Genomic DNA, 24,083 nt, shown 5'->3' on the forward strand with positions numbered 1-24,083 from the left:
GGTCTTCAACGTCGACGGATTGCCGCTGGGTGAATTCGGGTAATAAACCCGTGTCAAAAAAACGTATTTACTGCAAAAAACTTGAAAAAGTCTCATTGTTATTTATTATACATAGGCTTGATCGCTGTGATGGTTTAAGTGGAGGGGATAAAAATGGTTTGGTTGCATCAATTGTATATTTTTATGACGGCGTTGTTCATGGCGCTCATCATGGTGCCTGCGCTACGTCGTTGGGCCATTGAGAAACGGCAGTTCGATGTTCCCAACGGCCGCAAGGTTCATGTACGACCCAAGCCTCGTCTCGGTGGGGTCGCCATATTTATCGCTTTTTTATTCGCCATGCTGGTCTTCGATGATATCGGCCGTCAGGTCAAGGGGATCCTGGCCGGGTCTTTGATCATGTTCGCGACCGGTTTGGTCGATGATCTTTATGGGCTGTCCGCCAAAAAGAAATTTATGGGGGAGATTTTTGGCTGCCTGGTAACGATCGCTGTCGGCAATCTCTATATCACCAGCCTGGGTAATATCTTTGGTACCGGCGTTATCGAAATGCCGACATGGTTGGGGATTCCCTTTACCGTTTTTGCCATCGTCGGCGTTATCAATGCCCTCAATCTGCTGGATGGACTGGATGGTCTGGCCGGCGGGTTTGCCGCCGTGGCTCTGGGGACTTTCATATTGCTCGGCTACCTGGACGGTAATATGGTCGTGGTGAGCCTGTGTGCGGCCCTGGTCGGGGGAATTTTTGGTTTCTTGCGTTTCAATGTTTATCCCGCCCGCATATTCATGGGGGATGCCGGCAGCCTTACCGTCGGTTTTCTGCTCGGTTTTCTGGCGATTTTTCTGACTCAAGCGTCCGGCTCCACAGTACAGCCTGTCATCCCTTTTATCATCCTTGGCTTGCCGATCATCGATACCGTGCGCGTCATGGGTGAGCGTCTGATGCGGCGCGGCAATCCCTTTTTGCCGGATCGTACCCATGTTCATCATCGTTTTCTGGATCTTGGCTTCCATCACCGCTTTACGGTATTGATCATTCACGGTTTGACCCTGTTCTGGGCTCTGGTGGCCATGTTCTGCTATGAGCAGCCTGCCCACTGGTTGCTTTTCTCCTACATCGTCTTGTCTGTTCTGTTTTATTCTGCATTGCGTTTGTCGTTGCAATACAAAGATAAAATTCCTCTTCTCAACCGGGATTCGGATCGGAGCCTTCGTGAGTCACGGCTGTTCTGTTTTCTGGCACATTGGAACCACAAGGTCGATCCGGTATTGGCGGTTTTGCTGCTCGTGTTTTTCACCTGGACGGCTTTCAGCCCCATCGATGTCGGTGAACAGGTTTTCCGTACATCCATTGTCTTGCTGTTGGTCAGCTCCGTATCCTTTTTTATCTCCAGGGATTTACGCAATCCGTTTCTGATGGCGCTGCTTTTCATGTCGGGTATGCTCATCGCTTTTCAGAGTGAACAACTGGGGCTTTCCGGCGACGGTTTCATGCTTTCTCAGTCGATATTCAGCAATCTGTTGTTTTTCGTGGGAGGGTTGCTGGTTGTTTATAAGGTCCTGTTTCGGAATGGTGAGCGTCTTCTGTATCAGCCGTCGATGGATTTTCTGCTGTTTGCCATGGCGCTTTCCCTGGCGATTATCTCGCCGGAGTTGAAGCTGACCTATCGATTGCATGAGGTTATCCTCAAGGGGATGGTGCTGTTCATTTCGTTTAAGATCCTGGCGGTTCATTCGCGGCTGATGCTTCGGTGGGTGTTCTGGGGTATTCACGGCCTGCTGCTTACGTTTGTGTTGCGTGGTATGTAAGGTTTATACGGTTCTTTTCAACCCCTTAATTTCACACGACAGTTGGGGAAGAAAAAAAACGCATGGCCGAAAACTTTTTTGTTGCATTGGGTTCGGCCATTTGCTATAAGTTGTCTCGCTTCAAGCCGAAGTGGTGGAATTGGTAGACACGCTAGGTTCAGGGTCTAGTGGCCGTAGGGCCGTGGGAGTTCGAGTCTCCCCTTCGGCACCATTCAAAAGAACCCCTTGTTGATCAAGGGCTTAAACCTGGATTCACTCTGTTGGTACCAAGTCTGGTACAAGCCGAGAGGAGCCAGGTTTTTTTATGCCCCATTTCCGTATTCCCTCAAGTGCGCCGCTCATTTTTACCTCCATTTCAAGGGTTGCTGCTAAGCGTCCATTCAGAACTGTGAACCTGAAGGCTGCTTGTCCATTGATGATTCTAAGTTTACCTCCTGATCCTTCTGGTCAACCGTTGCCTGAAGGACCATATGTGCGGGATTCGAAGGGTGGGAGCTTGTGCTATCTTCTTGAGCCTGCCATATGTTCATGGTACCTTTCCAATCTTTTAAGGTCGTTGCATATCATTCCAAGGAGGCTACATGCGGCTCAGGGTCCCTACGATTTGTCTTATTTTGTTGTTGGTCGTTACGTCTTTCGCCTGGGCCGGTTTCTTTGAGGAGGGGCTTCAGGCATACGATGCCGGGGATTTTGGGAAAGCGTATAGCTTGTGGCTTTCCGCAGCCAAGCAGGGAAGTGTTGTTGCTGTATACAACATCGGTACCATGTATGATAAAGGGCAAGGCGTACCGCAAAATTCCAAACGGGCAGTGAGTTTATACCAGTTAGCTGCTGAAAAGGGGTATGTCAAAGCTCAATATAACCTTGGTGTTCGCTATAAAGAAGGCCAAGGCGTACCTCAAGATTACAACGAAGCAGTGAAGTGGCTCCGTTTAGCTGCTGAACAGGGGCATGCCAGCGGGCAATATCTTCTTGGTGCTATGTGTTGCAATGGAAAGGGCGTACTCCAAGATTACAAGGAAGCTGCGAAGTGGCTCCGGTTAGCTGCTGAACAGGGTCATGCTAGCGGGCAATATCTTCTTGGTGCTATGTATTGCAATGGAAAGGGCGTACTCCAAGATTACAAGGAAGCTGCGAAGTGGCTCCGGTTAGCTGCTGAGCAGGGGCATGCTGGCGGGCAACATATTCTTGGTACTATGTATTGCAATGGAAAAGGCGTACCTCAAGATTACAAGGAGGCTGCGAAATGGTTCCGGTTAGCTGCTGAGCAGGGGGATGCCAAAGCTCAATTGAATCTAGGGTTTTTATATATCCAAGGCTTGGGTGTTACACAAAGCAATATAGATGCTTATGCGTGGTGGGTTGTGTCCGCTGCAAACAATAATCAGAAGGCTCATGAAAACATGAAGGCTGCACAAGGTCAGTTATCACCTTCCGAAATTGAAAAGGGGCAGCGACGGGCCAAGGAAATCTGGGAGAGAATCAATAAGTAGGAAAGGTTTTGTATTCACTATCCTTTTGCTTGACGATGAGTCGGGATAGTGGTACAAACACTGGCACTAAAACTGGTACGAAAAAGTCACCTGAAAGAGCAGCCATGAGCTATCCCAGTGGTTGTTGCAAGATCTTGATTCAGGGTGAATGTAGAAAGGTCAAAATCAAGTTAACTACTTGAAAATATGACCCTTCGCTTCAAGCCGAAGTGGTGGAATTGGTAGACACGCTAGGTTCAGGGTCTAGTGGCCGTAGGGCCGTGGGAGTTCGAGTCTCCCCTTCGGCACCAAAGAAATCAAAGGGTCGGCGATTGAATCGCTGGCCCTTTTTTCTTTGGCATAGTCAACGGTAGATGGGATGGTTGTCTTGTGACGATGACTTCCAGCTTTTCTCGGTGTACCTTCACGTTAAAATGATATTGCGTGAAGTACGGTTATTGATTTCGCTGCTTTTGCTTACGATCTCGGGACATGGATGCTTACATGCCGAGGTTCCAAGGGACTCCCGAATGGATGAGCGTGAAGCTATAAAGCGTTGCCCCTTGTTTGCCGGGGTCACCGATAAAGATCTGGATGACCTGACGGGCATCGCCCGGCGGCAGAAGTATGTCAAAGGGCAGATGGTTTTTTCCGAGGGGGATGACGCCACGGGGTTCTTTATTCCTATCGAGGGCAAGGTGAAGATATTCAAATTGTCTCCGGATGGTCGTGAACGCATTTTACGTATTGCCCATCCGGGCCGGACTTTTGCCGAGGCCGCCATTTTCGACGTGGGTGTTTTCCCTGCTTATGCGCAGGCGATTGAGGATTCGGTTCTGTTGTTTTTTCCCAAACAGGCGATTCTTAATCTTCTGCATTGCAATGCGCAGCTCGCCATTAACATGATCGGTGGTATTTCGCGAATCCTGCGAGAACTCATGGATCATATGGAATCCCTGACATTCAAGGATGTGCCTTCGCGGCTAGCTCGCTATCTGCTCGATTTGTCTGAGATGAAGCAGCGGGAAGTCCGATTGCCCGTTTCCAAGACGCAATTGGCGGCCAATCTGAATACGGCGGGTGAGACATTGTCCCGCTCGTTGCGTAAGATGTCCGACGAAAATCTTATTGCGGTTAGGGGGCGGAATATTGAAATCCTGAATTTTCAGGGGCTCCTGGACCTGGCAGCCAAATACAAGGAATAGCTAGCATCCGGTAGGTGGTTTAATTACGAGCGTGCAGCATATCGCCTGATCGGCGTCTCTTTTTTACTCGGTTTTTGGGAGCTACATGGTCACGACAACAACCAATTTGATTGTGCGCTATGCGGAAACCGACGCGCAAGGCGTGGTGCATCACGCCAATTATCTGGTCTGGTTTGAAGAAGCGCGATCCGATTTTCTGCGCCAGCAGGGGTTGGCCTATAGCGACATGGAGCGCGACGGATTTTACGTGGTCGTTTCGGAGGTCGCCGCCACGTATCGGGCCCCTGCATTTTATGAAGACCGGATATGCATAGAGACGACTTTGGCAAAAGCCCGCAGTCGGCTTCTGGAGTTCACCTATCGGATTCGAAACAGCGACGCTAAATTGTTGGTTGAAGGGCGTACGCGGCATATTGTAGTGGGGGCTGACAAGAGACCTGTGTCCTTGCCTAAACCGGTATTGGAAAAACTTTTGGCTGCCCGTCCGTAAAGATTCGTTTGCCGGACAAAGCAGGTCTCGGCACGGATTGGTGGCAGGTCGAAATTGGGGCAATATTTTATTGACTTGTTCCGCACCGCTTGATATAAATTCAATCACTTCGGGCGTTTAGCTCAGCGGGAGAGCACTGCCTTCACACGGCAGGGGCCACTGGTTCAATCCCAGTAACGCCCACCATAAATTCAAGGGGTTAGATCATGTAGATCTAACCCCTTTTTTAATTTGATCAGCATATGGACTCAACAGCCCGCCTGGCAACAGGGCGGGCTGTTTTATTTACCGGAGATAAGAGATCAATAATTCCACATTTCAATCGGAGCGTGCGAATCTGACGGATTCGATTAACCTAGTGCATACTGCAGACCTCCGGGCGATAGGCCAGTAAAACGACATGCAACTCTTTTTCCAGTTTTTGCACCTTTTCGAGGTCTTCCTCGCAAAGCTGTTTAACGGTGTTGTGAGGCTCCAGGGCGAGGATGCAGGCTCCCAGTTCTTTTTCCAGATGGCGAATTCGGGTTATGGACGATTCATCAAGATTGTTCGCTATTTTGTAAGATTCAGTGGCCATGATGAACTCCTTTGCTGCGGGGGGAGAAACATACTCTGCTGCCATAATTCCAAGTTAAATGCTGGCTCTATTTTTTGTCAACCATGGTTGCCGGATATCCGTCTAAAACTAAGAGGACCTTCCGGTCAAGGCATCAGATGGCTGTTGGTTGCCGGGGAACGATGCCTTTTCGGTTTCGCAACGCGCTCAATCTATGCTGACATCAGAACCTGGGCGTGTCTACCGTTTGCCGTGTTGATAGAATAGAAGTCGAAGCGTTTAGCACAGGGGGGGGGATCTCCCTGTTTAATTGAAAACGAAAGGAGGCTATATGCGATATTTCGGAGTGTTCACCGCATTTTTTACCGTGATTTTCCTGGCAGCCGGTTCGGTCACGGTATCGGCCATGCGATGTGGGAATAGGATCGTGGGAGAGGGTGACACCAAAGCCGAGGTGCTGGTCAAATGCGGCCAACCTTTATTGCGGGAATACATTGGTGAGGATGTCGAAATGGAATACGGCTACGGTACCTACAGCAAGCGTATTGTGGAAGAGTGGACGTATAATTTCGGCCCAAGCAAGTTCATGCAGATTCTGCATTTTCGAGGGAACAAGCTTATCGAAATAAGAAACGGCGACAAGGGGTTTTAGTGGCGGTTTGTGGGCTTATTCGGCAAGTTTGCCCCGACCGCTGCCGACGCCTCGTTTCGAAGCGCGAATGAAATCGATAAGCATGCGCACATCGGGTGTCACCTCTTTTTGAGATTCCAGCTCCTGGATGCTGTCTTCGAGGCGTTTCCCGGTGCGGAAAATGGCTTTGAAAGCTCGTTTAACGGCAAGAATGCGGGAGGTGTCGAAACCGTTGCGTCGCATGCCGATCAGGTTGACGGAACGGATCCAGCTCATTTCGTCGTTGATGCAAAAAGGCGGCACATCCTTGGTGGCGCCAGAGCCGCCACGCATCATGGCCAGCTCGCCGATACGCACAAATTGGTGTACCTGGCAGTTGCCCGAGATGATGGCGCGATTGCCGACTTCGACGTGGCCGGCCAGTAGGGCGCCGTTCACCAGGATGACGTGGTCGCCAATGCGACAATTGTGGGCGATATGGCTGTTGACCATAAAAAAGTTGTTGTTGCCTATGACGGTTGAGGTGTTCTCGCGGTTGCCTCGATGGACGGTGACGCCCTCGCGAAAAATATTATGGTCCCCAATAACGGTATGGGCTTCCTCCTGGTTGTAACCGATGTCCTGCGGGGCCTGCCCGATGACGGCATAGGGGAAGATCTGGTTGCCGTTGCCTATCGTTGTCCAGCGACCGATATGCGCACCATGCATGAGGCGGGTGCCGGCTCCGATGGTGACGTTGGCGTCGATGAAGACATTGGGGCCGATCTCGACATCTTCAGCCAGGTTGACGGACGAGTCGATGATTGCGGTTGGATGGATGATGGCCATAATGGCTCCTTCGACGATAAGGTGGTTAATGAAGCGCGAGGTTTTTCAGCTGGTTCGGTGCTGCCCCGATCGCCTATATACTGCCGCAAATAGGGCTGGCATACAAGGGTTTTCGATGGGGTCAGATTCCAGAAGATGGTCGGACTTCGCAAATCTTCGGACAAACATGAGGTCGGTGAATATTCTTGCGACGATTTGATCTCTGCCGCCATGGCTTTCCCGCAAAATTTTATAATCCCTTGTAATTCCCCCCCGTTAGTCATGACAAGCTTCCCGGTCAGTGAGGTTTGCGCAGTCTCTTGCAAGGTAAAGTGCATCTGATAAGCTGAAAATGATCATGTTCGCTGCTTTGTGCAGTTTACCGTGGTGTGATAGCGAAAAATCACTAAGGGCCAGGAGTTATCGTGATGACGACAATACAGAATTTCATTGGTGGTCAATGGGTGCCCCCATCGACGGGCGAATATGGACAGAGTGTGAATCCCGCCCATGATATGGAGGTGGTAGCACGGTATCCCTTAAGTGCCAAGTCCGATGTCGATCGAGCGGTTCAGGCCGCAGTCGATGCATTTCCGGGGTGGAGGGCCATGCCCGCGCCAAGGCGTGCCGAGATTCTGTTCAGGGCGGCTGAAATTCTCTGCCGTCGCAAGGATGAGCTTGGGCAGTTGGTAACGCGTGAAATGGGGAAGGTCTTGTCTGAGGGCCTCGGCGATGTGCAGGAAGCCATCGATATGGCCTATTTTATGGCCGGTGAAGGGCGTCGCCTGCAAGGCGAGACGGTGCCTTGCGAACTTCCGAATAAAGACGCCAAGTCTTTTCGGGTTCCATGGGGCGTATTCGCTCTGATAACCCCCTGGAACTTTCCCATAGCCATCCCTTCATGGAAAATCTTCGCCAGTCTCATCTGCGGCAATACGGTCGTATTTAAACCTTCCTCCGATTCGCCTTTGTGTGCGACGCGCCTGGTGGAGGTGTTGGAAGAGGCCGGCATGCCCCCGGGGGTTGTAAATATGATCACCGGTGCCGGGGAAACAGTAGGCGAGACACTCGCCATGCATCCTGATGTTCAGGGCGTATCTTTTACCGGTTCCTGTTCCGTCGGCGAAGCGCTGGCTTGTTCCGTGGCCCAATTGCATCGGCCCATTGCCATGGAAATGGGCGGAAAAAATGCCATCCTGATTATGGACGATGCCGACCTGGATCTGGCCCTTGAAGGTGTGTTGTGGGGCGCGTTCGGAACGACAGGGCAACGATGCACCGCCGCCAGTCGCATTATCGTGCATGAAAAAGTGTACGATGAGTTCCTCGATCGTCTGGTGCGGGCCGCCAATGCCATGCGCCTGGGTGACGGACTCGAAAAAGATACCGACGTCGGCCCCTTGATCAACCGGCGGGCATTAAACAAAGTACTCAACTATATACGCATCGGTAAAGATGAGGGGGCGCGGTTGTGTTGCGGCGGCAACCAGGCCAAGCACAATGGGCTTACCGAAGGCTACTTTGTCGAACCGACGGTTTTTTCCAACGTGACGCCAAGTATGCGCATTGCTCAGGAAGAGATCTTCGGACCGGTGGTGTGCCTGATAAAATGTGACTCCTACGAACAGGGCATTGCCATCGTCAATCAAAGCCGCTTCGGTCTGTCCACGGCGATTTATACGCGCGATGTAAACATTTCCGCACGGGCAGAAGGGGACTTGGACTCCGGGTTGGTGTATATCAACGCCAGCACCATCGGCGCTGAAATTCAATTGCCTTTCGGTGGGTTTAAGCATTCGGGGTCAGGTCATCCGGAGGCTGGTGGACGTATGGGGGCACTTGATTTCTTTTCCCGCATCAAGGTGGTGTATCGCGATTTCAGCGGTAAATTGCAGAAGGCCCAGATCGACATAACCTGAAAATCCAACTATGAGCCGATATGAAGCCTATGCGCATTCTTATTTTGGGGGCGGGCGGCCGCGATTTCCATAATTTCAACCTGTTGTATCGCCACCGCAGGGATGTGGAGGTCGTGGCTTTTACCGCATCACAGATTCCGTTTCAGGTGGGACGCCTGTATCCTCCGGAGTTGGCCGGCCCTCTTTATCCCGACGGCATACCGATTCTTGCCGACGACGGCCTGGAGGCGCTGGTCGGTCGACTCAAAATCGATGCGGCGGTGTTTTCTTACAGTGACATATCCCATGTTCGGGTCATGGAAATCGCATCGCGTCTTTTGGCGGCCGGTTGCGATTTTTATTTTATCGGTGCCGACCGTACCATGCTCCAGTCCGGTTTGCCTGTTATTTCGGTGTGTGCTGTGCGCACGGGGTGCGGCAAAAGTCCTGTTACCCGATTTTTGTGTCGGGCATTGCGCCAGCAGGGTCGCAACCCGGTCGTGGTGCGCCATCCCATGGCTTACGGTCGTCTCGAACGTCGAGCGGTACAGTCGTTTCGTTCTTCGGAAGATCTCGATGCCCAAGGTTGCACCCTTGAAGAGCGCGAAGAGTATGAGCCTTTGCTGCAACTGGGAGTGCCGCTTTTTGCCGGTATCGATTACGAGGCTATCCTTAAGGTCGCAGAAAAAGCCGGGGATGTATTGATTTGGGATGGCGGTAATAACGATACGCCATTTTACCGTCCGGATCTGGAGATCGTTCTTGTCGATCCTTTACGGGCAGGAGATGAGCTGTCTTATTATCCAGGCTATATCAACGTCTTGCGCGCTCATCTTGTCATCGTCGGCAAGTTCGACGGCGTTCCTCCGGAAAAACTCGGCCTTGTTCTCCAAAATTTGCAACGGACCGTACCTGAAACTAGGGTGATACAGGGCGATCTGTCCGTATCCGCGGAGGATCCGGGGGCGGTGGCCGGCAGGCGGGTCCTGGTTATCGAGGATGGCCCTACGGTGTCTCATGGCGGGATGGCTTTCGGTGCCGGGGTGGTCGCTGCCAGGCGTTTTGGGGCTGCGGAGATTGTCGACCCCCGTCCCTTTGCAACAGGCAGCTTGAAACAGGTGTTTATGGATTATCCGAAACTGGCCTCGATCATCCCTGCCATGGGGTACAGCAAGGCCCAGCTGAACGATTTGAAAGACACTATCGATGCCGTTCCCTGCGATCTTGTTTTATCGGCGACCCCGGTTGATCTCGGCCGACTCATACCTATAGCCAAACCTCTTATTCGGGTGGGGTACGAATTCAAGGAGTTGGTTCCCGGCGCTTTGATGACCGAAGTTCTCCGAATGTTGGCCAAATTCGATAAGGCGAGGGGGGTATCATAGGGGCGCCTCACCCTTCAGCGCAAGTACGCCATAACCTGTCCTTGTTTCCCTTGTCTCGCGTTGATCTCCGTATCTTCGTTGTCGGTCCTTTTCTTTATCCGTTTTTATTGGCGCGAACTGGTTTGAGCCCATAAAGAAAATCTTGACAGATACGCGCGGCAGTGTAGGATATTTGCGGCTTGAAGATATCGTATACGGAAGGCGAAATCGCCGAGTGCCGGAAATGCTGATAAATTATCTAGATCTATCGGCTATTCATTATTTTTTCCGACTGGGATGCAATACGTTAGGGAGTATTTTTTTCTTCTTTCCTTAATTTCCAGCGGGGTGTATTTTGTTCATTCATGATGACTAGGAGGTAAAGTGCTGCTCTTTGATGACGAAAAAAACGGGATGCTCGAGATGGCCAGGATGATTTGCGCGGCAGCGCGGACGGCACCCAAGGGGCGCAGCATGGATCTTTTGACCACCGCCATCGTTGATGGGGAAGAAAAAGATCGATTGGCTGAGCGTATGCGGCATATCGGCAAAAGGGATGGGCTGGCTTTTTTTGAACGCGATGCCGGCAATGTCAGTCAGGCTCAACTTATCATTTTATTTGGCAACAAAAATCAGCCTCTGGGGTTGCCCAAGTGCGGATATTGCGGTTTCGACAGTTGTCAGGAGCTCAAGCGGGCCGGCGGCGTCTGTGCTTTTAACAGCGGCGATCTCGGTATCGCCATCGGTTCAGCCGTCAGTAGGGCCGCCGATCTGCGTATTGACAACCGCATTCTCTACACGGCGGGCAAGGCGGCTCTCGAACTCGGGTTACTGGGAGAAGACATCGCTCTGGCTTACGGTCTTCCTCTCTCGATAACCGGTAAAAATCCGTTTTTTGATAGAAAATGATTGAAGGGATGGCTGGCGAGGAGTGGTTTGATATCGTCGATGACGACGATCGGATTGTCGGTCGGGCAACCCGAGCCGACTGTCACGGCAATCCCGGCCTGATACATCGCGTTGCGCATGTTTTGGTTTTGAACCGCAAAGAGCAGATTCTTCTGCAAAAACGGTCCATGTCGAAAGATGTGCAACCGGGGCGCTGGGATACCAGTGTCGGAGGGCATCTTGATCCGGGCGAGTCTTATCTCGACGCCGCCTTGAGGGAGATGCGGGAAGAGCTGGGGATTGTCGACGTGCCTCTTCAGTTTCTCTATCATTCGCGTATCCGGAACCATTTTGAATCAGAGAATGTCGCCACATATTTGACGCGTTACAATGGTGAAATTCGTTTCGATCCTAGCGAAATTGATGCGGTTCGTTTTTTCTCCGCTGAGGACATTGTCAGCAGGCTCGGCACGGGATATTTTACGCCTAATTTCGAAGAAGAGTGGCAAATGTATAGCAAATGGTGTTAGTGTCCCTCCGTTGGCATTAAGAGCCAGGTGTCGTTGACTTTATCCTGTGGCATTTCGGTCAGGTTGTGTTTAAATAATAGTCAGCGTTTATGCCATTTTGTCTAAATATTGGGCACTGACAACGGGGTGTGGACGGTACGGGTTCCGTAAGGTTTTCATGGAACGCACGAAACTCCTTGAAAATCATATAGATAGTCTTTTTATGTTTGAAGGTAACGGTTTTGGCAGTTAATTTGCTTGTTCTTGCGAACAAGTTCGTAGAAAGACCGCTGCCAAGGATCTATGAGGAGACCGGCGCTGCTCCAGTAGCCGGCTACGGTGATAACGGGCGGCGAGGGCTGTCGAGGAACATCGTCTGCAGGAGGCCGATTGATGAGGAAAATTGAGGCAATTATCAAACCTTTTAAACTCGATGAAGTTAAAGAGGCGCTGAATGAGGTTGGTATCCAGGGTCTTACTGTCACCGAAGCCAAGGGATTCGGCAGACAGAAAGGGCATACCGAACTGTATCGCGGTGCTGAGTATGTGGTCGACTTCATCCCTAAAATTAAAATCGAAATCATCATCAACGACGATATGGTTGCCAAAGTGATCGAAACAATCAGTGATGCGGCTCGTACCGGTCGCATCGGTGACGGTAAGATCTTTGTGAGCCCTGTTGATGAAGTTGTTCGCATCCGCACGGGTGAATCAGGTGAGGACGCGCTGTAGGCCGGCCTAGTTTCCGGATCTTACGGTTATCTTTATTTCAGTCAAAGGAGTAATCGCAATGACGCCTAAAGAGGTAATGGAGTTCGTCAAGGAAAACAACATCCAGATGGTGGATTATAAATTCCTCGACTTTGTCGGTATTTGGCAGCATGTTTCGGTACCCATTTGTGAATTCAGCGAAGAGACTTTCGAAGAAGGTCTCGGTTTCGATGGCTCGTCCATTCGTGGCTGGCAGCCTATCCATAACAGCGATATGGCTATTATCCCCGATCCCAAAACTGCCAAGCTGGATCCTTTCATCAAGGTTCCGACCTTGAGCCTGATTTGCAACATTATCGATCCTATTACCAGAGAAGGTTACTCTCGCGACCCTCGCTTCATTGCCCAGAAAGCTGAAGCGTACCTCAAGTCGACTGGTATCGGCGATACTGCTTTCTTCGGTCCCGAGCCCGAATTCTTCATCTTTGACGATGTTCGTTATGCCTCCAGCTGCAACGAGTCTTTCTACAGCGTCGACTCTACTGAAGGTATCTGGAACACCGGCCGCGAAGAATTCCCCAACCTCGGCTACAAACCCCGTCACAAAGAAGGCTACTTCCCTTGCGCTCCCACCGACTCCCTGGTGGATCTGCGTAACGAGATGGTTCAGGTTTGCCAGGAAGTCGGCATTCACATCGAAGCTTCTCACCACGAGGTTGCTACCGGTGGTCAGTGCGAAATCGACTTCAAATTCGATACCATGCTGGAGCAAGGCGATACCCTGCAGTGGTTCAAATACGTCATCAAAAACGTTGCCGTCCGCAACGGCAAAACCGTTACCTTCATGCCGAAGCCTCTCTTCGGCGACAACGGTACCGGTATGCACTGCCACGTTTCCATCTGGAAAGACGGCGAAAACACCTTTGCTGGCGACGGCTATGCCGGCATGTCCAAAACTGCCCTGTACTTCATCGGCGGTATCATCAAGCATGCCAAAGCCCTGTGTGCCTTCACCAACCCCAGCACCAACTCCTACAAGCGTCTGGTGCCCGGCTTTGAAGCTCCGGTAAACCTGGCCTACTCGGGTCGTAACCGCTCTGCCGCTCTGCGTATTCCTCAGGCAGCCAGCCCCAAAGCGAAGCGTGTCGAGTACCGTACTCCCGATCCCTCGGCTAACGGTTACCTGTGCTTCTCCGCCATCCTGATGGCCGGCCTTGACGGTATCGAAAACAAAATCGATCCGGGCGAGCCTTTGGATAAAGACATTTACGGTCTTCCCCCCGAAGAGCTGGCCGACATCCCCAGCGTTGCCGGCAGCCTCGAAGAAGCTCTCAGTGCTCTCAAGGAAGATCATGCCTTCCTGCTCAAGGGCGATGTCTTCACTGAAGACGTTATCCAGAAATGGATCGAGTACAAGACCGAAAATGAAGTGGATCCCGTTCGCATGCGTCCGGTTCCCGAGGAATTCGCTCTGTACTACGACTGCTAAAAAGCTTTACCGATCAATAAAAAGGCCCCCGTTCATCGGGGGCCTTTTTTATTGTCCATAAACAGGCTTTAGGTATTCGTTGGCTTGAAGGTATTGTGCAAGATCGGGGCTGGGTGAAAAATATGGCAGAAAAAAAGCCCCGATCCTGAAAAGATCGGGGCTTTGTGCTTTAGCGGGTGAATGTTTTATCGTAAGGCCTTTCGGCTGATGTAATCTTTGATGGTTTCTGTGTCTGCGTCGAGAATTTCACAGCGCCGCTCCCTGGTTTCGATCCCTTTGAACTCCGGAGGCATTTCAGGATCTTCTCCTATGGCCTGCTTGACGGCTTCTCCGAACTTCGCCGGATGGGCTGTTGAAAGACAAATCAGGGGTACCTCGCCACCGGTGAGCTCTTTACCTACCTTAACGCCAACCGCCGTATGAGGATCCAGGGTGTAGCCGGTGGCTTTATGGAACGCTTGAATGGTGTCCAGGGTTTCCTGGCGTGTCGCCGATCCTGCCAAAAAGTCATTGGCTACGCGCGTCATGTCTTCAGCTTCGAACTTCAGGCGGCCATTGGCGGCCAGTTCTGCCATGGCATTGCGTACTTTTGCGTGGTCCTGGTTGAACAGGTAGAACAGGTAACGTTCAAAATTGCTGGCCAACTGGATGTCCATGGATGGTGATGGGGTCGGCACAACCTGTGCGGTCGAGTAATCGCCCTGATTGATGAAGCGGGTGAGGATGTCGTTTTCGTTGGTAGCCAGAATCAGGCGACGGATGGGCAGCCCCATGCGTTTGGCGATATAGCCGGCAAAGATGTCGCCGAAGTTCCCCGTTGGCACGGAGAAGTAGACCTCCTGGCAGTTGGTGGCGCGCTGGACCCGGCCGAAGGCGTAAAAATAGTATACGACTTGCGCAAGGACCCTTGCCCAGTTGATGGAGTTGACGGCGCCCAGGGACATGCTTCCCTTGAAGTCCAGATCGCCAAAAATTTCCTTCACGATGCGTTGCCCGTCATCGAAGGTTCCGCGGATGGCCAGGTTGAAGACATTGGGGTCGGTAACCGTGGTCATTTGGAGTTCCTGAATGGGGGACACTCGCTGGTGGGGGTGCATAATGAAAATATTGATATTTTCTTTGCCTCGAACACCGTAAATCGCAGCACTTCCTGTGTCGCCCGAGGTGGCGCCGAGGATATTCATGTGCGCACCGCTTTGTTTGAGCAGGTACTCGAACATGTTGCCCAGAAACTGCAGGGCAATGTCTTTGAAAGCCCGGGTTGGGCCGTGGAACAGTTCGAGGATGTAGATTCCGTCTTTATGAACGACCGGTGCAACTTCCGAATGGCTGAAGGTCTGGTAGGATTTATCAATAAGCTGCTTCAGGTCTGCTGCGGGAATGTTCCCGGCAAACATGGAGATAATGCGAAAGGCCAGGTCGGGATAGGCCATTTTAGTCAGGGCGGCGATGTCTCCGGGGGAAAGACTGGGGATCGATTCCGGTAGCAGCAGGCCGCCGTCATCCGCCAGGCCCATCATGACTGCGTCTTTAAAGTTAATGCCGCTGGTCGTACCGCGGGTGCTCATGTATTGCATCGCTTGAAAACTCCTTCATGCTGATAAGGGCATCTGCCGTTTGCCGGCAGTAATGTGTATCCTGTAGACAGGTCGAAATGCTCGTTGCAATCGACCCGCAAACTATACCAGTAACGGAGCGAAAATAAAAGAGTTGAGCCTGACAGACATGGCCCGATTTCCAGTTTATGCTGATAGTTCGGTGGAAAGGGCGGGGGGCTTGAACTTTTTCGGATGGGGATTGACAGTACCCGGTTCAGGCTGTAGAAAGGGGATAGCTTGTTGGAGTGCTGTTTCATGGGGGTATTTTTAAAACACGTGATCTAAGGATGTTTTCCTTTTATGCTGAAAATAGGTGTACTCTCCGATACTCATATACGGCAGGCCATGCGTCATGGAGATTTTCTTGACGCTCTTGACGGCAGGTTGTTTCGTGACGCTGAAGTCATTTTGCACGCCGGTGATCTGGTCGATCACGACTTGTTGAATATCTTTGCGCCGCGCGTTGTCCATGCTGTTCGCGGCAACATGGATTCTCCTGCTGTTGCATTGCCTGTTCGCAAGGTTTTTGAGGTGTCCGGTTTCCGGTTCGGCTTGATTCATGGGTGGGGGCCACCTGAGGGGCTGGGCACCCGCGTATTGAGGGAGTTTGATGCCGATTCTCTCGATTGTCTTGTCTATGGACATTCCCATATGCCCGATTGTCGGCGATTGAACGATATGTTGTTGTTTAATCCGGGGAGTGCCACCAGCCCGCGAGGCGGTTTTCCGCCGAGTGTGGGAATGCTTGAAGTGGACGATTCGGGAATCCGCGGCAGGATTGTGTCTCTTGATGATCAGCGGTTTTGATTCGTGTCGTTAAAGGGGTAGGTATGAAGCATTTATGGGCGCCATGGCGCATGACTTACTTGGAATGTAAGGACCGGCAAGCCAAAGACTGTTGCGTTTTTTGTGTGCGCGATATTCAAGGGGAGGATGCGCAACGGTTAATTCTATGGCGGGGCGAGCATGTATTTGTGGTTATGAACAAGTATCCCTATACCAACGGGCACCTTCTTATCGCTCCTTATCGACATGTTCCGGATATTCTTGATCTTGAATCTGCGGAGGAAGTGGAGATGTTCCAGTTGCTGCGTAAGTGCCGCAGGGTCTTGCAGGAATGTCTCAAGCCTCACGGGTTCAATATCGGTATCAACATCGGCAAGATTGCCGGTGCGGGCCTGGCGGATCACCTGCATATGCACATCGTGCCGCGATGGACCGGCGATACCAATTTTATGCCGGTGTTTGCCGATGTGCATGTTGTGCCCCAGCACCTTGAGGAAACCTATGCTATCCTCCTGAACGGCTTTAATGCCCTCGACACCTGAGGGTCTTCTGTCTGCCATGTCATTTTTACTCGTTGTGACAACATAACGTCTTAGAAAGCATCGATAAATCAAATACCTGAACATACATCGCTAAGGTTTTGCATGATGTCTGTCCGGGGTTACTTCTGTCGTGAAAGGAACGCGTGAAACCATGCTGGAGATTTTTCAAAAGGGCGGCCCCCTCATGTATCCGATTCTGCTCTGTTCGATTATGGCAATGGCCATTTTTTTCGAGCGCTTATGGATCTTTTTTCGCGTAGGCCGAGGTCGTGACGAATTGGTTCGCGAGGTGGAAAACCTGGTCTCCAAGCTCCGCATCGACGAGGCCATTGTTGTTTGTCAGCGCAGCGACACTCCGCTGGCGCGGATTCTGTTGGCGGCTCTGCGCGCCCATGGAAGGACCCGCGATCAGATCAAGACCGTTGTCGAGGAGACGGGAAGTCGAGAGTCGGCTCCCCTGGAACGCTACCTGGGATTGCTTGGTACCATCGCTACTATTTCGCCACTGCTCGGTCTGCTGGGCACCGTTCTCGGTATGATTCGCGCGTTTACGGTCATTGCCACCGCTGGAATGGGTACTCCCGAAACGCTTGGCGGCGGTATTTCCGAAGCATTGATCACTACGGCATCCGGATTGGCGGTTGCCATTCCTACCATTCTCCTGCACAAGTATCTGACCAGTCGTTTGGATCTTATGGTTCTCAAAATGGAAGAAAGTTCCTTGCGTCTGGTCGACATGCTGGGAGAATAATTCATGGCCTTTCTTCGTAAAAAACGTGAAGCACCGCGTGTCGACCTGACCTCCATGGTGGACGTGGTTTTTCTGTTGCTGATATTTTTCATGATCTCTACCACCTTTGTCGAGGCGCCGGGTATCGACGTCAAGCTGCCTGAATCTTCCTCGCAGGTTTCCGAATCCGAAGTCCGCGAGGTGAAGGTCTATCTGTCGCAGGACGGTGAGATATCGCTTGGCAAGGAGAAGGTTTCCCAGCAAGAGCTCGAGCGGCGCCTTCGCGCTTACAGATCTGAGGCCGGTGCCATGACCTTTGTATTGCTCGCTGACAAAAATGCCCTGCATGGTCAGGTGGTGCGGCTTATGGACCTGGCTAAAGTGAATGGGTTTGGAAAGCTTGCCATAGCTACGGAGTATGCCAAAAATCCATGAACCCATCGGTTGTGATCGGCATTGATCTTGGAGGCACCAATTGCCGCGGGGCGTTGGTGACCGGTTCCGGGGAATTGCTTTGTCTGCAAAACTTTGCCACGGATATCGACTCGGGCTTTGACTGTTTTTGGCGTCGGTTTCTGGGGTTTTGTCGCTCCATGATGGCTGATGCTCAGGCGCAAGGTTTCCTGATCGAGGGACTGGGTCTGGGTTTCCCCGGCCTGGTTGCAGCTGATGGATCCATTACCGTGGCGCCGAATCTGCCCCCTTTTAACGGATTGGCGTTGAGAGAACGTCTTTGCCATGAACTCGGAATGTCGGTTCGGGTTGCCAACGATGTCAATGCCATTGCCCTGGGGGAGGCTCATTGGGGCGCCGGACGGGATTGTTCCGATTTCCTTATGGTGACTCTCGGGACGGGCGTCGGCGGAGGTCTGATCGTGCGGCGGCAACTGTGGAGTGGTTGCGACGGTGCGGCCGGCGAAGTTGGTCATATTGTTGTTGAGCCTGACGGGTATCTTTGTGGCTGCGGTTCCCGAGGTTGCCTTGAGCAATACGCTTCCGGGCCGGCGGTGGTCAGGAATTATCAGGCTATGGTCCGTCGTGGAACCTCAAAGATCCATGTGCCTGCCGTTCAGCCTAAGACGGCCGAGGAGGTTGCTGTGGCCGCTTTGAATGGAGATGCTGCTGCGATGGGCGCTTTTGAGGTCGCTGGTCGTTATCTTGGTCAGGTGCTTGCCGGCGTTGCCAACCTTCTCAATCTGGAGGCTGCCGTGATAGGGGGAGGGGTCGGTGCCAGTTTTGATCTTTTTCTTCCTTCTTTGCGTGCCGAGTTGGAGCATAGGGCCTTTGCCGTGGCAGCTCGCCGCATGCAGATAAAGCCAGCGCTTTTGGGTGATAAGGCCGGTATTCTCGGTGCGGCCAGCCTGGTTCGAGAAATGCTCCGGGCAAAGTGAATTTCCGGAAGTGTTTTTTTGCGGCTGAGCTTGAACCGCGCATCTGAAATCCAGCATTTTACAACAGGGGAATGATAAATGAGTCGATGTATTGCCCTATTGAACGGTGGCGGTGATTGTCCCGGATTGAACGGTGTGATTCGCGGTGTGGTGAGGGCTGCCGTTTTACAGCGGGGCTGGCGTGTGCTGGGGGTTGAAGACGGTTTCGACGGTCTTGTTGAAGGGCCGCGATGCCGGGAACTTGATCTCAAATCGGTGTGCGGCATACTCCCGCGCGGCGGGACCATTTTGGGTACCAGCAATCGAGGAAACCCCTTTCGTTATCCGGTGGCCAACGAAAATGGCGACGTTATTCTCAAGGATGTGTCCAGACAGGTCGTGGACCATTTTCAGAAGCTTGGAGCGGATGCGCTGGTGGCCGTGGGCGGTGATGGGACGCTCAAGATCGCCCGGCGCTTGAGCGATCTCGGGATACCGGTCGTCGGTGTGCCCAAGACGATCGATAACGATTTGCAGGAGACGGACGTTACTTTCGGCTACAATACCGCGGTCGGCATCGTCACCGAAGCTCTCGATCGTTTGCAGACGACTGCCGAAAGTCATCATCGCGTCATGGTGGTCGAGGTGATGGGAAGGGATGCAGGCTGGATCGCCCTGGAAGCAGGCATTGCCGGTTCCGCAGAGGTGATCTTGTTGCCTGAAATACCCTTTGACCTGGATCTGGTATGTGACCACATCATGGACAGGCGCGCGCGAGGCAGTCGGTTTTCGATTATCGTTGTGGCCGAGGGGGCTTTTCCCAAAGGGGGACGTAAAATCGTCCAGGCTTCGGCCGATCAGACTCATGGTCTTGAGCGCCTCGGCGGCATCGGTCATTATGTAGCCGCTGAAATCGGGCGCCGCAAAGGATTGGAAACCCGTGTCGTGGTGCTGGGACATGTCCAGCGCGGCGGAACACCGTCGCCTTTTGATCGTATCCTGGCCAGCCGTTTTGGGGTGCGCGCGGTGCAGCTTATCGAACGGGAAGAGTACGGGCACATGGTCGCCCTGCGTGGCCGGGATGTTGTGTCGGTGCCCATCGAACAGGCTGTTGATGGACAAAATCTGGTCGATCCGGATGCGAATCTGGTGTGGACGGCAGAGCAACTGGGTATCATGCTGGGACGCTGAGGGGACTTTGTCTTGACGGGCTGATGTGATATTCAGGGGTCTGGTGCCGGTGTCGGCACTTATTCTTTTGCCGGGATCGTACCGGGGTGCTTACAGGCATCCCGGTTATTTTTTATTTGCGGACTCATCTTTGCCAAGGGGGAAATCGCCGGGGCATTTGTTGCGGCCGGGGCATGTCGGATAAGGGCACGGTTCGACATGGATGGTGATGTCGGCGCGCCCGATGCGGTCCTTCATGTGTTTTTCCAGATGGTCGGCGATGTCATGGGCCTCTCCCACCGACAAGTGCTTGCAGAGGGTGAGGTGGAAATCGATGATTTTCTGAGACCCGGCTCTCCGAGTACGAAGCCGATGGTAGCCCAGCAGTTTACCGCGATGCTGTTCGAGGATAGTGGCGATTTCTTCACGAATCGTTTCAGGCAAGCGTTCATCCAGAATATCCTGCAGCCCGAAACGGAACAGACCGAAGGCCTGATAGAAAATATACAGCGCTACGACGATGGACAGCACGGGATCAAGCCAGGCGATATGGAACAGGCGGATGGCGAAAAGGCCGACCAGCAGAGCGAGATTGGTATAGACATCCATGGTGAAGTGAAGGGAATCGGCCTTAAGGGCGGTTGATTCCGTTTCGCGAGCGGTGCGGATAAGAAAGCGTCCGATCTGCCACGAAACCACGGCACTGAATGCCAGTACGGCCATGCCGCCTTCCAGATGACCGAGGGTGATACCTGTCAAGAGTCGGCGCCCCGATTCATAGCAGACCCATCCGCCGGACAGGCCAATGGCCAGGGCCTGCACGATGGTTGCCAGAGTTTCGAATTTGCCGTGCCCGAAGGGGTGTTTGGGGTCGGGCGGTTGTTCCGCCTGGCGTATAGCCAGGAAGTTGGCCACCGACATCACGATGTCGAGCAACGAATCGATGGCGGAAGACAGCACAGCCATCGAACCGGTGAGGAAACCGGTAACCAGTTTCAGCAAGGTCAGGCCTGTGGCTGTGGCCATGGAAATGCGCGCTGCACGGATTTTACGTTGGGAAAGATTCTGCATAAATAATCAGTCAAAATCGGGCTATTGTGGATGAGAGTCCGGTGGAAGCAGAGGCATCACCAAAGGCAATGAATACGAGATGCATTTTTTTTAAAACCATGAATAGAAGACGTGCGGCAAAATTAGCACAGGTATTCTCAAAAATCGAGGCCCAGTTTCTTTTTCATTAAGGATAACCTCGGAGTTATTTCCCCTAATTATAAAGCATCTCCATGGTTTTGCCTGTCTTTTTCACCATGATACCGGTGTTGTGGAAAAGGATAGTGATCCGTATTTACTTAGCCACTGTGGTTTGTTAACATGCGCGTAATTTTTAATCTTTTTCAATTCGGTGCGTGACAGCTTGCCGAAGAATGCAGGATTTTTCAGTACTATGACCAAGTTAACCCCCATGATGCGCCAGTATCTGGACATAAAGGCGCAGTATCCCGATGCCATTTTGTTTTTTCGCCTTGGCGATTTTTACGAGATGTTCATGGAGGATGCCGTTACCGCTTCGCGAATTCTCGATATTACCCTGACTTCCCGTAATAAAGGCGCCGCCGAGGAGGTTCCTTTATGCGGCATCCCATATCACAGTTGTCAACCCTATGTGGCGCGATTGGTTGAAGCCGGCCATAAGGTTGCGATCTGCGAGCAGGTTGAAGATCCCAAGACGGTCAAGGGCATCGTCAAACGCGAAGTGGTGCGGGTGGTAACGCCCGGACTGGTGGTCGATGCCGATACGCTGACGCCCAAGGAAAATAATTTTCTTGCGGCGATCGCCGTCTCTGCCCAGGAGCGCTACGGTATTGCGGTGCTCGATATTACAACCGGCGAGTTTCGTGTTACCGAGGTCGAGGGACGGGAGGCCGCATGCAGCGAAGTGGTGTCGTTGCAACCCCGTGAAATTCTTGTTTCCGAAGATCAACAGCAGTTCTGCGAACAGTTGTTGCAGGGGGCGTCCGGAAGCTGGCTGATCAATCCGTTGCCTGATTGGGTATGTGATCTCGAAGCGTGCGGGCAGCGTTTGCAGTCGTTTTTCAACTGCGGATCCCTGGAGAGCTTCGGTTGTGCCCGTCTTCCCGAGGCCGTCCGTGCAGCCGGTGGGGTCGTGTACTATGTCGAACAGACTCAAAAAGGTGTTGCAGGTCATATCCGGCCCTTGGTGACGTATCACAGCCGCGATTATATGGTGCTGGACAACAGCACACGCCGCAACCTGGAATTGACGGCCACCTTGCAGGATGGCGGCCGCAAAGGTTCGCTGCTCGGGGTTCTCGATCGCACCGTGACGGCGATGGGGGGACGCAAAATCCGCCAGTGGATCCATCATCCCCTGGTGGATCTGAAGGCGATCCGGGATCGACATCTGTCTGTGCAGGAGCTGGTGGGGCAAAGCCTGGTGCGTGGCGATCTTCGTGCCGATCTGGACGGCGTCTACGATCTGGAGCGGCTTAACAGCAAGATCGCCATGGGCCACGCCAATGCCAAGGATCTTGTCGCACTCCGAAAATCGTTTGAAAAGCTGCCGCGGATTCTGCAGCATCTGGATGAACTCTCCGCCCCTCTTGCCGCCGGGATCGGCTCCCGTATCGACCCCCTGACGGATATGGCTGAGCTGATTGGCCGTGCTATCGTCGAGGATCCGCCGTTTGTGCTGCGCGAGGGAGGTTTGATGTGCGATGGTTACCATCTCGAACTCGATGAATTGCGGGATATCCGTCGCAACGGCAAAGAATGGATTGCCAAGCTGGAGGCCGATGAGCGTGAACGCACCGGCATCGGTTCGCTGAAGGTACGCTTTAATAAAGTGTTCGGCTATTATATCGAAGTCACACGGACCCATCTGGGGCGGGTGCCTGAAGACTATCAGCGGAAACAGACCCTGGCCAATGCTGAACGGTTTTTTACTCCCCAGCTCAAGGAGTATGAGGAAAAAGTTCTCGGTGCGGAAGATCGGTTGTTCGATCTGGAGTTCGAGCTGTTTCAGGATTTGCGCGAACGGGTCGCGGAGCAGGGGGAACGGGTACAGCGGACCGCCGAGGCCCTGGCGGAACTCGATGTGCTCTTGTCTCTGGCCGATGTTGCCCACAGTTGCGATTATGTCTGTCCGACTATGGATGACAGTGACCGGCTTGTCATTCGGGACGGTCGCCATCCCGTTATCGAGGCCATGAATCTGGGGGAACACTTTGTTCCCAACGATGTGGAGATGGATTGCCGGGAAAACCAGATCATGGTGATTACCGGACCGAACATGGCCGGTAAATCGACTTATATGCGGCAGGTGGCCCTGATTACCCTGATGGCGCATATGGGCAGCCTGGTGCCGGCCGCCTCCGCCCATATCGGGTTGGTCGACCGTATCTTTACACGGGTCGGCGCCAGCGATAATCTTGCCCAGGGACAATCGACATTCATGGTCGAGATGACGGAGGCGGCGCACATTCTCAACCATGCCACCTCCCGCAGCCTCATCGTGCTTGACGAAATCGGTCGGGGCACCTCCACATTCGACGGCATCAGTATTGCGTGGGCAGTGGCGGAGTATTTGCATGATAACGGACATGTGGCGGCTAAAACCCTTTTCGCCACCCACTATCATGAGCTGACCGATCTTATCCTGACCTGTGAGAGGGTAAAGAATCTGAACATTGCCGTGCGGGAATGGAACGAACAGATCATCTTTTTGCGCAAGATCGTCAAAGGGCCTGCCAGCCACTCCTACGGTATTCAGGTGGCGCGGCTTGCCGGTCTGCCGGTGGCTGTTATCGACCGGGCCAAGGAGATCCTTGTCAATCTCGAATCGGGGGAGCTGGCGGAGGAAGGGCAGCCGCGTCTTGCACAACGTGCAGGCGGAGGGCAACACAGGCCGAACCCTCAAATGTCCTTGTTTGACGCCGCCGCCGATCCCGTTCGTGAAAAGTTGGCGGCACTCGATATCTCCACCATTTCACCCCTTGAGGGGCTTAACTTTCTCCATGAACTTCAAAAATTGGTCTGAT

Annotated in this window: 22 protein-coding genes and 3 tRNA genes; 21 read left to right on the plus strand and 4 right to left on the minus strand. The window is 52.7% G+C overall.

Annotated elements, in window-relative coordinates; all coding sequences use genetic code 11:
• The first annotated feature begins 153 nt into the window (after positions 1–153).
• The 7 genes from PCAR_RS17805 (at position 154) to PCAR_RS08375 (ending at position 5,162) form a co-directional block, all read left to right on the plus strand.
• Positions 154–1,809, plus strand: coding sequence for an MraY family glycosyltransferase (locus PCAR_RS17805; RefSeq protein WP_011341218.1), 1,656 nt, complete (start codon positions 154–156; stop codon positions 1,807–1,809).
• 124 nt (positions 1,810–1,933) lie between these two features.
• Positions 1,934–2,020: transfer RNA gene (locus PCAR_RS08350), tRNA-Leu, on the plus strand.
• 370 nt (positions 2,021–2,390) lie between these two features.
• Positions 2,391–3,302 carry a tetratricopeptide repeat protein gene (locus PCAR_RS08355; RefSeq protein WP_011341219.1) on the plus strand — a complete coding sequence of 304 codons (912 nt, stop codon included), beginning with the start codon at positions 2,391–2,393 and terminating at the stop codon, positions 3,300–3,302.
• Between the two features lie 203 nt (positions 3,303–3,505).
• Positions 3,506–3,592, plus strand: a tRNA-Leu gene (locus PCAR_RS08360).
• Between the two features lie 219 nt (positions 3,593–3,811).
• On the plus strand, positions 3,812–4,486 hold the full coding sequence (locus tag PCAR_RS08365; RefSeq protein ID WP_011341220.1) for a Crp/Fnr family transcriptional regulator: 675 nt from the start codon (positions 3,812–3,814) through the stop codon (positions 4,484–4,486).
• 85 nt (positions 4,487–4,571) lie between these two features.
• Positions 4,572–4,976 (plus strand): acyl-CoA thioesterase, encoded by a 405-nt coding sequence (locus tag PCAR_RS08370; RefSeq protein WP_011341221.1) that lies wholly within the window; start codon positions 4,572–4,574, stop codon positions 4,974–4,976.
• A gap of 111 nt (positions 4,977–5,087) precedes the next feature.
• Positions 5,088–5,162, plus strand: a tRNA-Val gene (locus PCAR_RS08375).
• Positions 5,163–5,331: 169 nt separating this feature from the next.
• Here PCAR_RS08375 and PCAR_RS08380 read toward each other — a convergent pair.
• Positions 5,332–5,553: a hypothetical protein gene (locus PCAR_RS08380; protein WP_011341222.1), complete on the minus strand. Its 222-nt coding sequence runs from the start codon at positions 5,551–5,553 to the stop codon at positions 5,332–5,334.
• Between the two features lie 310 nt (positions 5,554–5,863).
• On the opposite strand from PCAR_RS08380, the gene PCAR_RS08385 reads away from it, so the two are divergent.
• Entirely contained in the window at positions 5,864–6,184 is a 321-nt protein-coding gene (locus PCAR_RS08385) for a DUF2845 domain-containing protein (protein ID WP_011341223.1), read from the plus strand.
• A 15-nt stretch (positions 6,185–6,199) separates the two neighbouring features.
• Here PCAR_RS08385 and lpxA read toward each other — a convergent pair whose 3' ends face one another.
• Positions 6,200–6,991, minus strand: coding sequence for an acyl-ACP--UDP-N-acetylglucosamine O-acyltransferase (gene lpxA / locus PCAR_RS08390; protein ID WP_011341224.1), 792 nt, complete (start codon positions 6,989–6,991; stop codon positions 6,200–6,202).
• Positions 6,992–7,398: 407 nt separating this feature from the next.
• On the opposite strand from lpxA, the gene PCAR_RS08395 reads away from it, so the two are divergent.
• From PCAR_RS08395 to glnA, 6 genes are all read left to right on the plus strand, one after another.
• Positions 7,399–8,889 carry an aldehyde dehydrogenase family protein gene (locus PCAR_RS08395; RefSeq protein WP_011341225.1) on the plus strand — a complete coding sequence of 497 codons (1,491 nt, stop codon included), beginning with the start codon at positions 7,399–7,401 and terminating at the stop codon, positions 8,887–8,889.
• 20 nt (positions 8,890–8,909) lie between these two features.
• Complete coding sequence (locus PCAR_RS08400) at positions 8,910–10,253, plus strand: GTPase (RefSeq protein WP_011341226.1); 1,344 nt, start codon at positions 8,910–8,912, stop codon at positions 10,251–10,253.
• A 363-nt stretch (positions 10,254–10,616) separates the two neighbouring features.
• Positions 10,617–11,141: a ferredoxin domain-containing protein gene (locus tag PCAR_RS08405; RefSeq protein ID WP_041531311.1), complete on the plus strand. Its 525-nt coding sequence runs from the start codon at positions 10,617–10,619 to the stop codon at positions 11,139–11,141.
• Complete coding sequence (locus PCAR_RS08410) at positions 11,138–11,650, plus strand: NUDIX hydrolase (RefSeq protein WP_011341228.1); 513 nt, start codon at positions 11,138–11,140, stop codon at positions 11,648–11,650. The genes PCAR_RS08405 and PCAR_RS08410 overlap by 4 nt, the downstream gene beginning before the upstream one ends.
• Before the next feature lie 372 nt (positions 11,651–12,022).
• Positions 12,023–12,361 (plus strand): P-II family nitrogen regulator, encoded by a 339-nt coding sequence (locus PCAR_RS08415; protein ID WP_011341229.1) that lies wholly within the window; start codon positions 12,023–12,025, stop codon positions 12,359–12,361.
• A gap of 58 nt (positions 12,362–12,419) precedes the next feature.
• Positions 12,420–13,829 carry a type I glutamate--ammonia ligase gene (gene glnA, locus PCAR_RS08420; RefSeq protein ID WP_011341230.1) on the plus strand — a complete coding sequence of 470 codons (1,410 nt, stop codon included), beginning with the start codon at positions 12,420–12,422 and terminating at the stop codon, positions 13,827–13,829.
• A 185-nt stretch (positions 13,830–14,014) separates the two neighbouring features.
• On the opposite strand, the gene thrC is transcribed toward glnA, so the two are convergent.
• A complete protein-coding gene (thrC, locus tag PCAR_RS08425; protein WP_011341231.1) occupies positions 14,015–15,406 on the minus strand; it encodes a threonine synthase in 1,392 nt (463 codons plus the stop codon).
• Between the two features lie 321 nt (positions 15,407–15,727).
• Here thrC and PCAR_RS08430 point away from each other — a divergent pair, with 321 nt between their 5' ends.
• From PCAR_RS08430 to PCAR_RS08455, 6 genes are all read left to right on the plus strand, one after another.
• Positions 15,728–16,234 (plus strand): metallophosphoesterase family protein, encoded by a 507-nt coding sequence (locus tag PCAR_RS08430; protein WP_011341232.1) that lies wholly within the window; start codon positions 15,728–15,730, stop codon positions 16,232–16,234.
• A 23-nt stretch (positions 16,235–16,257) separates the two neighbouring features.
• On the plus strand, positions 16,258–16,755 hold the full coding sequence (locus tag PCAR_RS08435; RefSeq protein ID WP_011341233.1) for an HIT family protein: 498 nt from the start codon (positions 16,258–16,260) through the stop codon (positions 16,753–16,755).
• Between the two features lie 151 nt (positions 16,756–16,906).
• A complete protein-coding gene (locus PCAR_RS08440; RefSeq protein WP_011341234.1) occupies positions 16,907–17,506 on the plus strand; it encodes a MotA/TolQ/ExbB proton channel family protein in 600 nt (199 codons plus the stop codon).
• 3 nt (positions 17,507–17,509) lie between these two features.
• Complete coding sequence (locus PCAR_RS08445) at positions 17,510–17,920, plus strand: ExbD/TolR family protein (RefSeq protein WP_011341235.1); 411 nt, start codon at positions 17,510–17,512, stop codon at positions 17,918–17,920.
• On the plus strand, positions 17,917–18,876 hold the full coding sequence (locus PCAR_RS08450; protein ID WP_011341236.1) for an ROK family protein: 960 nt from the start codon (positions 17,917–17,919) through the stop codon (positions 18,874–18,876). Before PCAR_RS08445 ends, PCAR_RS08450 begins: the two co-directional genes overlap by 4 nt.
• Before the next feature lie 78 nt (positions 18,877–18,954).
• Positions 18,955–20,046, plus strand: coding sequence for a 6-phosphofructokinase (locus tag PCAR_RS08455; protein WP_011341237.1), 1,092 nt, complete (start codon positions 18,955–18,957; stop codon positions 20,044–20,046).
• Between the two features lie 105 nt (positions 20,047–20,151).
• Here the strand turns inward: PCAR_RS08455 and PCAR_RS08460 are convergent, their stop codons facing one another.
• Positions 20,152–21,096 (minus strand): cation diffusion facilitator family transporter, encoded by a 945-nt coding sequence (locus PCAR_RS08460; protein WP_011341238.1) that lies wholly within the window; start codon positions 21,094–21,096, stop codon positions 20,152–20,154.
• 373 nt (positions 21,097–21,469) lie between these two features.
• Between PCAR_RS08460 and mutS the strand changes: the two genes are divergently transcribed.
• Positions 21,470–24,082 carry a DNA mismatch repair protein MutS gene (gene mutS / locus PCAR_RS08465; RefSeq protein WP_011341239.1) on the plus strand — a complete coding sequence of 871 codons (2,613 nt, stop codon included), beginning with the start codon at positions 21,470–21,472 and terminating at the stop codon, positions 24,080–24,082.
• Position 24,083 lies beyond the last annotated feature (1 nt).

The sequence above is a fragment of the Syntrophotalea carbinolica DSM 2380 genome (assembly GCF_000012885.1).
Classification (GTDB): Bacteria; Desulfobacterota; Desulfuromonadia; order Desulfuromonadales; family Syntrophotaleaceae; genus Syntrophotalea; species Syntrophotalea carbinolica.

Bases quoted from the DNA above. Each gene is read 5' to 3' on its own strand.
- lpxA (WP_011341224.1), bottom strand. From the start codon at position 6,991: ATGGCCATCATCCATCCAACCGCAATCATCGACTCGTCCGTCAACCTG.
- PCAR_RS08430 (WP_011341232.1), top strand. From the start codon at position 15,728: ATGCTGAAAATAGGTGTACTCTCCGATACTCATATACGGCAGGCCATG.
- PCAR_RS08445 (WP_011341235.1), top strand. From the start codon at position 17,510: ATGGCCTTTCTTCGTAAAAAACGTGAAGCACCGCGTGTCGACCTGACC.
- PCAR_RS08365 (WP_011341220.1), top strand. From the start codon at position 3,812: ATGGATGAGCGTGAAGCTATAAAGCGTTGCCCCTTGTTTGCCGGGGTC.
- PCAR_RS08380 (WP_011341222.1), bottom strand. From the start codon at position 5,553: ATGGCCACTGAATCTTACAAAATAGCGAACAATCTTGATGAATCGTCC.
- PCAR_RS08370 (WP_011341221.1), top strand. From the start codon at position 4,572: ATGGTCACGACAACAACCAATTTGATTGTGCGCTATGCGGAAACCGAC.
- PCAR_RS17805 (WP_011341218.1), top strand. From the start codon at position 154: ATGGTTTGGTTGCATCAATTGTATATTTTTATGACGGCGTTGTTCATG.
- PCAR_RS08450 (WP_011341236.1), top strand. From the start codon at position 17,917: ATGAACCCATCGGTTGTGATCGGCATTGATCTTGGAGGCACCAATTGC.
- PCAR_RS08435 (WP_011341233.1), top strand. From the start codon at position 16,258: ATGAAGCATTTATGGGCGCCATGGCGCATGACTTACTTGGAATGTAAG.
- PCAR_RS08355 (WP_011341219.1), top strand. From the start codon at position 2,391: ATGCGGCTCAGGGTCCCTACGATTTGTCTTATTTTGTTGTTGGTCGTT.
- PCAR_RS08385 (WP_011341223.1), top strand. From the start codon at position 5,864: ATGCGATATTTCGGAGTGTTCACCGCATTTTTTACCGTGATTTTCCTG.
- PCAR_RS08415 (WP_011341229.1), top strand. From the start codon at position 12,023: ATGAGGAAAATTGAGGCAATTATCAAACCTTTTAAACTCGATGAAGTT.
- glnA (WP_011341230.1), top strand. From the start codon at position 12,420: ATGACGCCTAAAGAGGTAATGGAGTTCGTCAAGGAAAACAACATCCAG.
- PCAR_RS08455 (WP_011341237.1), top strand. From the start codon at position 18,955: ATGAGTCGATGTATTGCCCTATTGAACGGTGGCGGTGATTGTCCCGGA.
- PCAR_RS08410 (WP_011341228.1), top strand. From the start codon at position 11,138: ATGATTGAAGGGATGGCTGGCGAGGAGTGGTTTGATATCGTCGATGAC.
- PCAR_RS08460 (WP_011341238.1), bottom strand. From the start codon at position 21,096: ATGCAGAATCTTTCCCAACGTAAAATCCGTGCAGCGCGCATTTCCATG.
- PCAR_RS08395 (WP_011341225.1), top strand. From the start codon at position 7,399: ATGACGACAATACAGAATTTCATTGGTGGTCAATGGGTGCCCCCATCG.
- thrC (WP_011341231.1), bottom strand. From the start codon at position 15,406: ATGCAATACATGAGCACCCGCGGTACGACCAGCGGCATTAACTTTAAA.
- mutS (WP_011341239.1), top strand. From the start codon at position 21,470: ATGACCAAGTTAACCCCCATGATGCGCCAGTATCTGGACATAAAGGCG.
- PCAR_RS08440 (WP_011341234.1), top strand. From the start codon at position 16,907: ATGCTGGAGATTTTTCAAAAGGGCGGCCCCCTCATGTATCCGATTCTG.
- PCAR_RS08400 (WP_011341226.1), top strand. From the start codon at position 8,910: ATGAAGCCTATGCGCATTCTTATTTTGGGGGCGGGCGGCCGCGATTTC.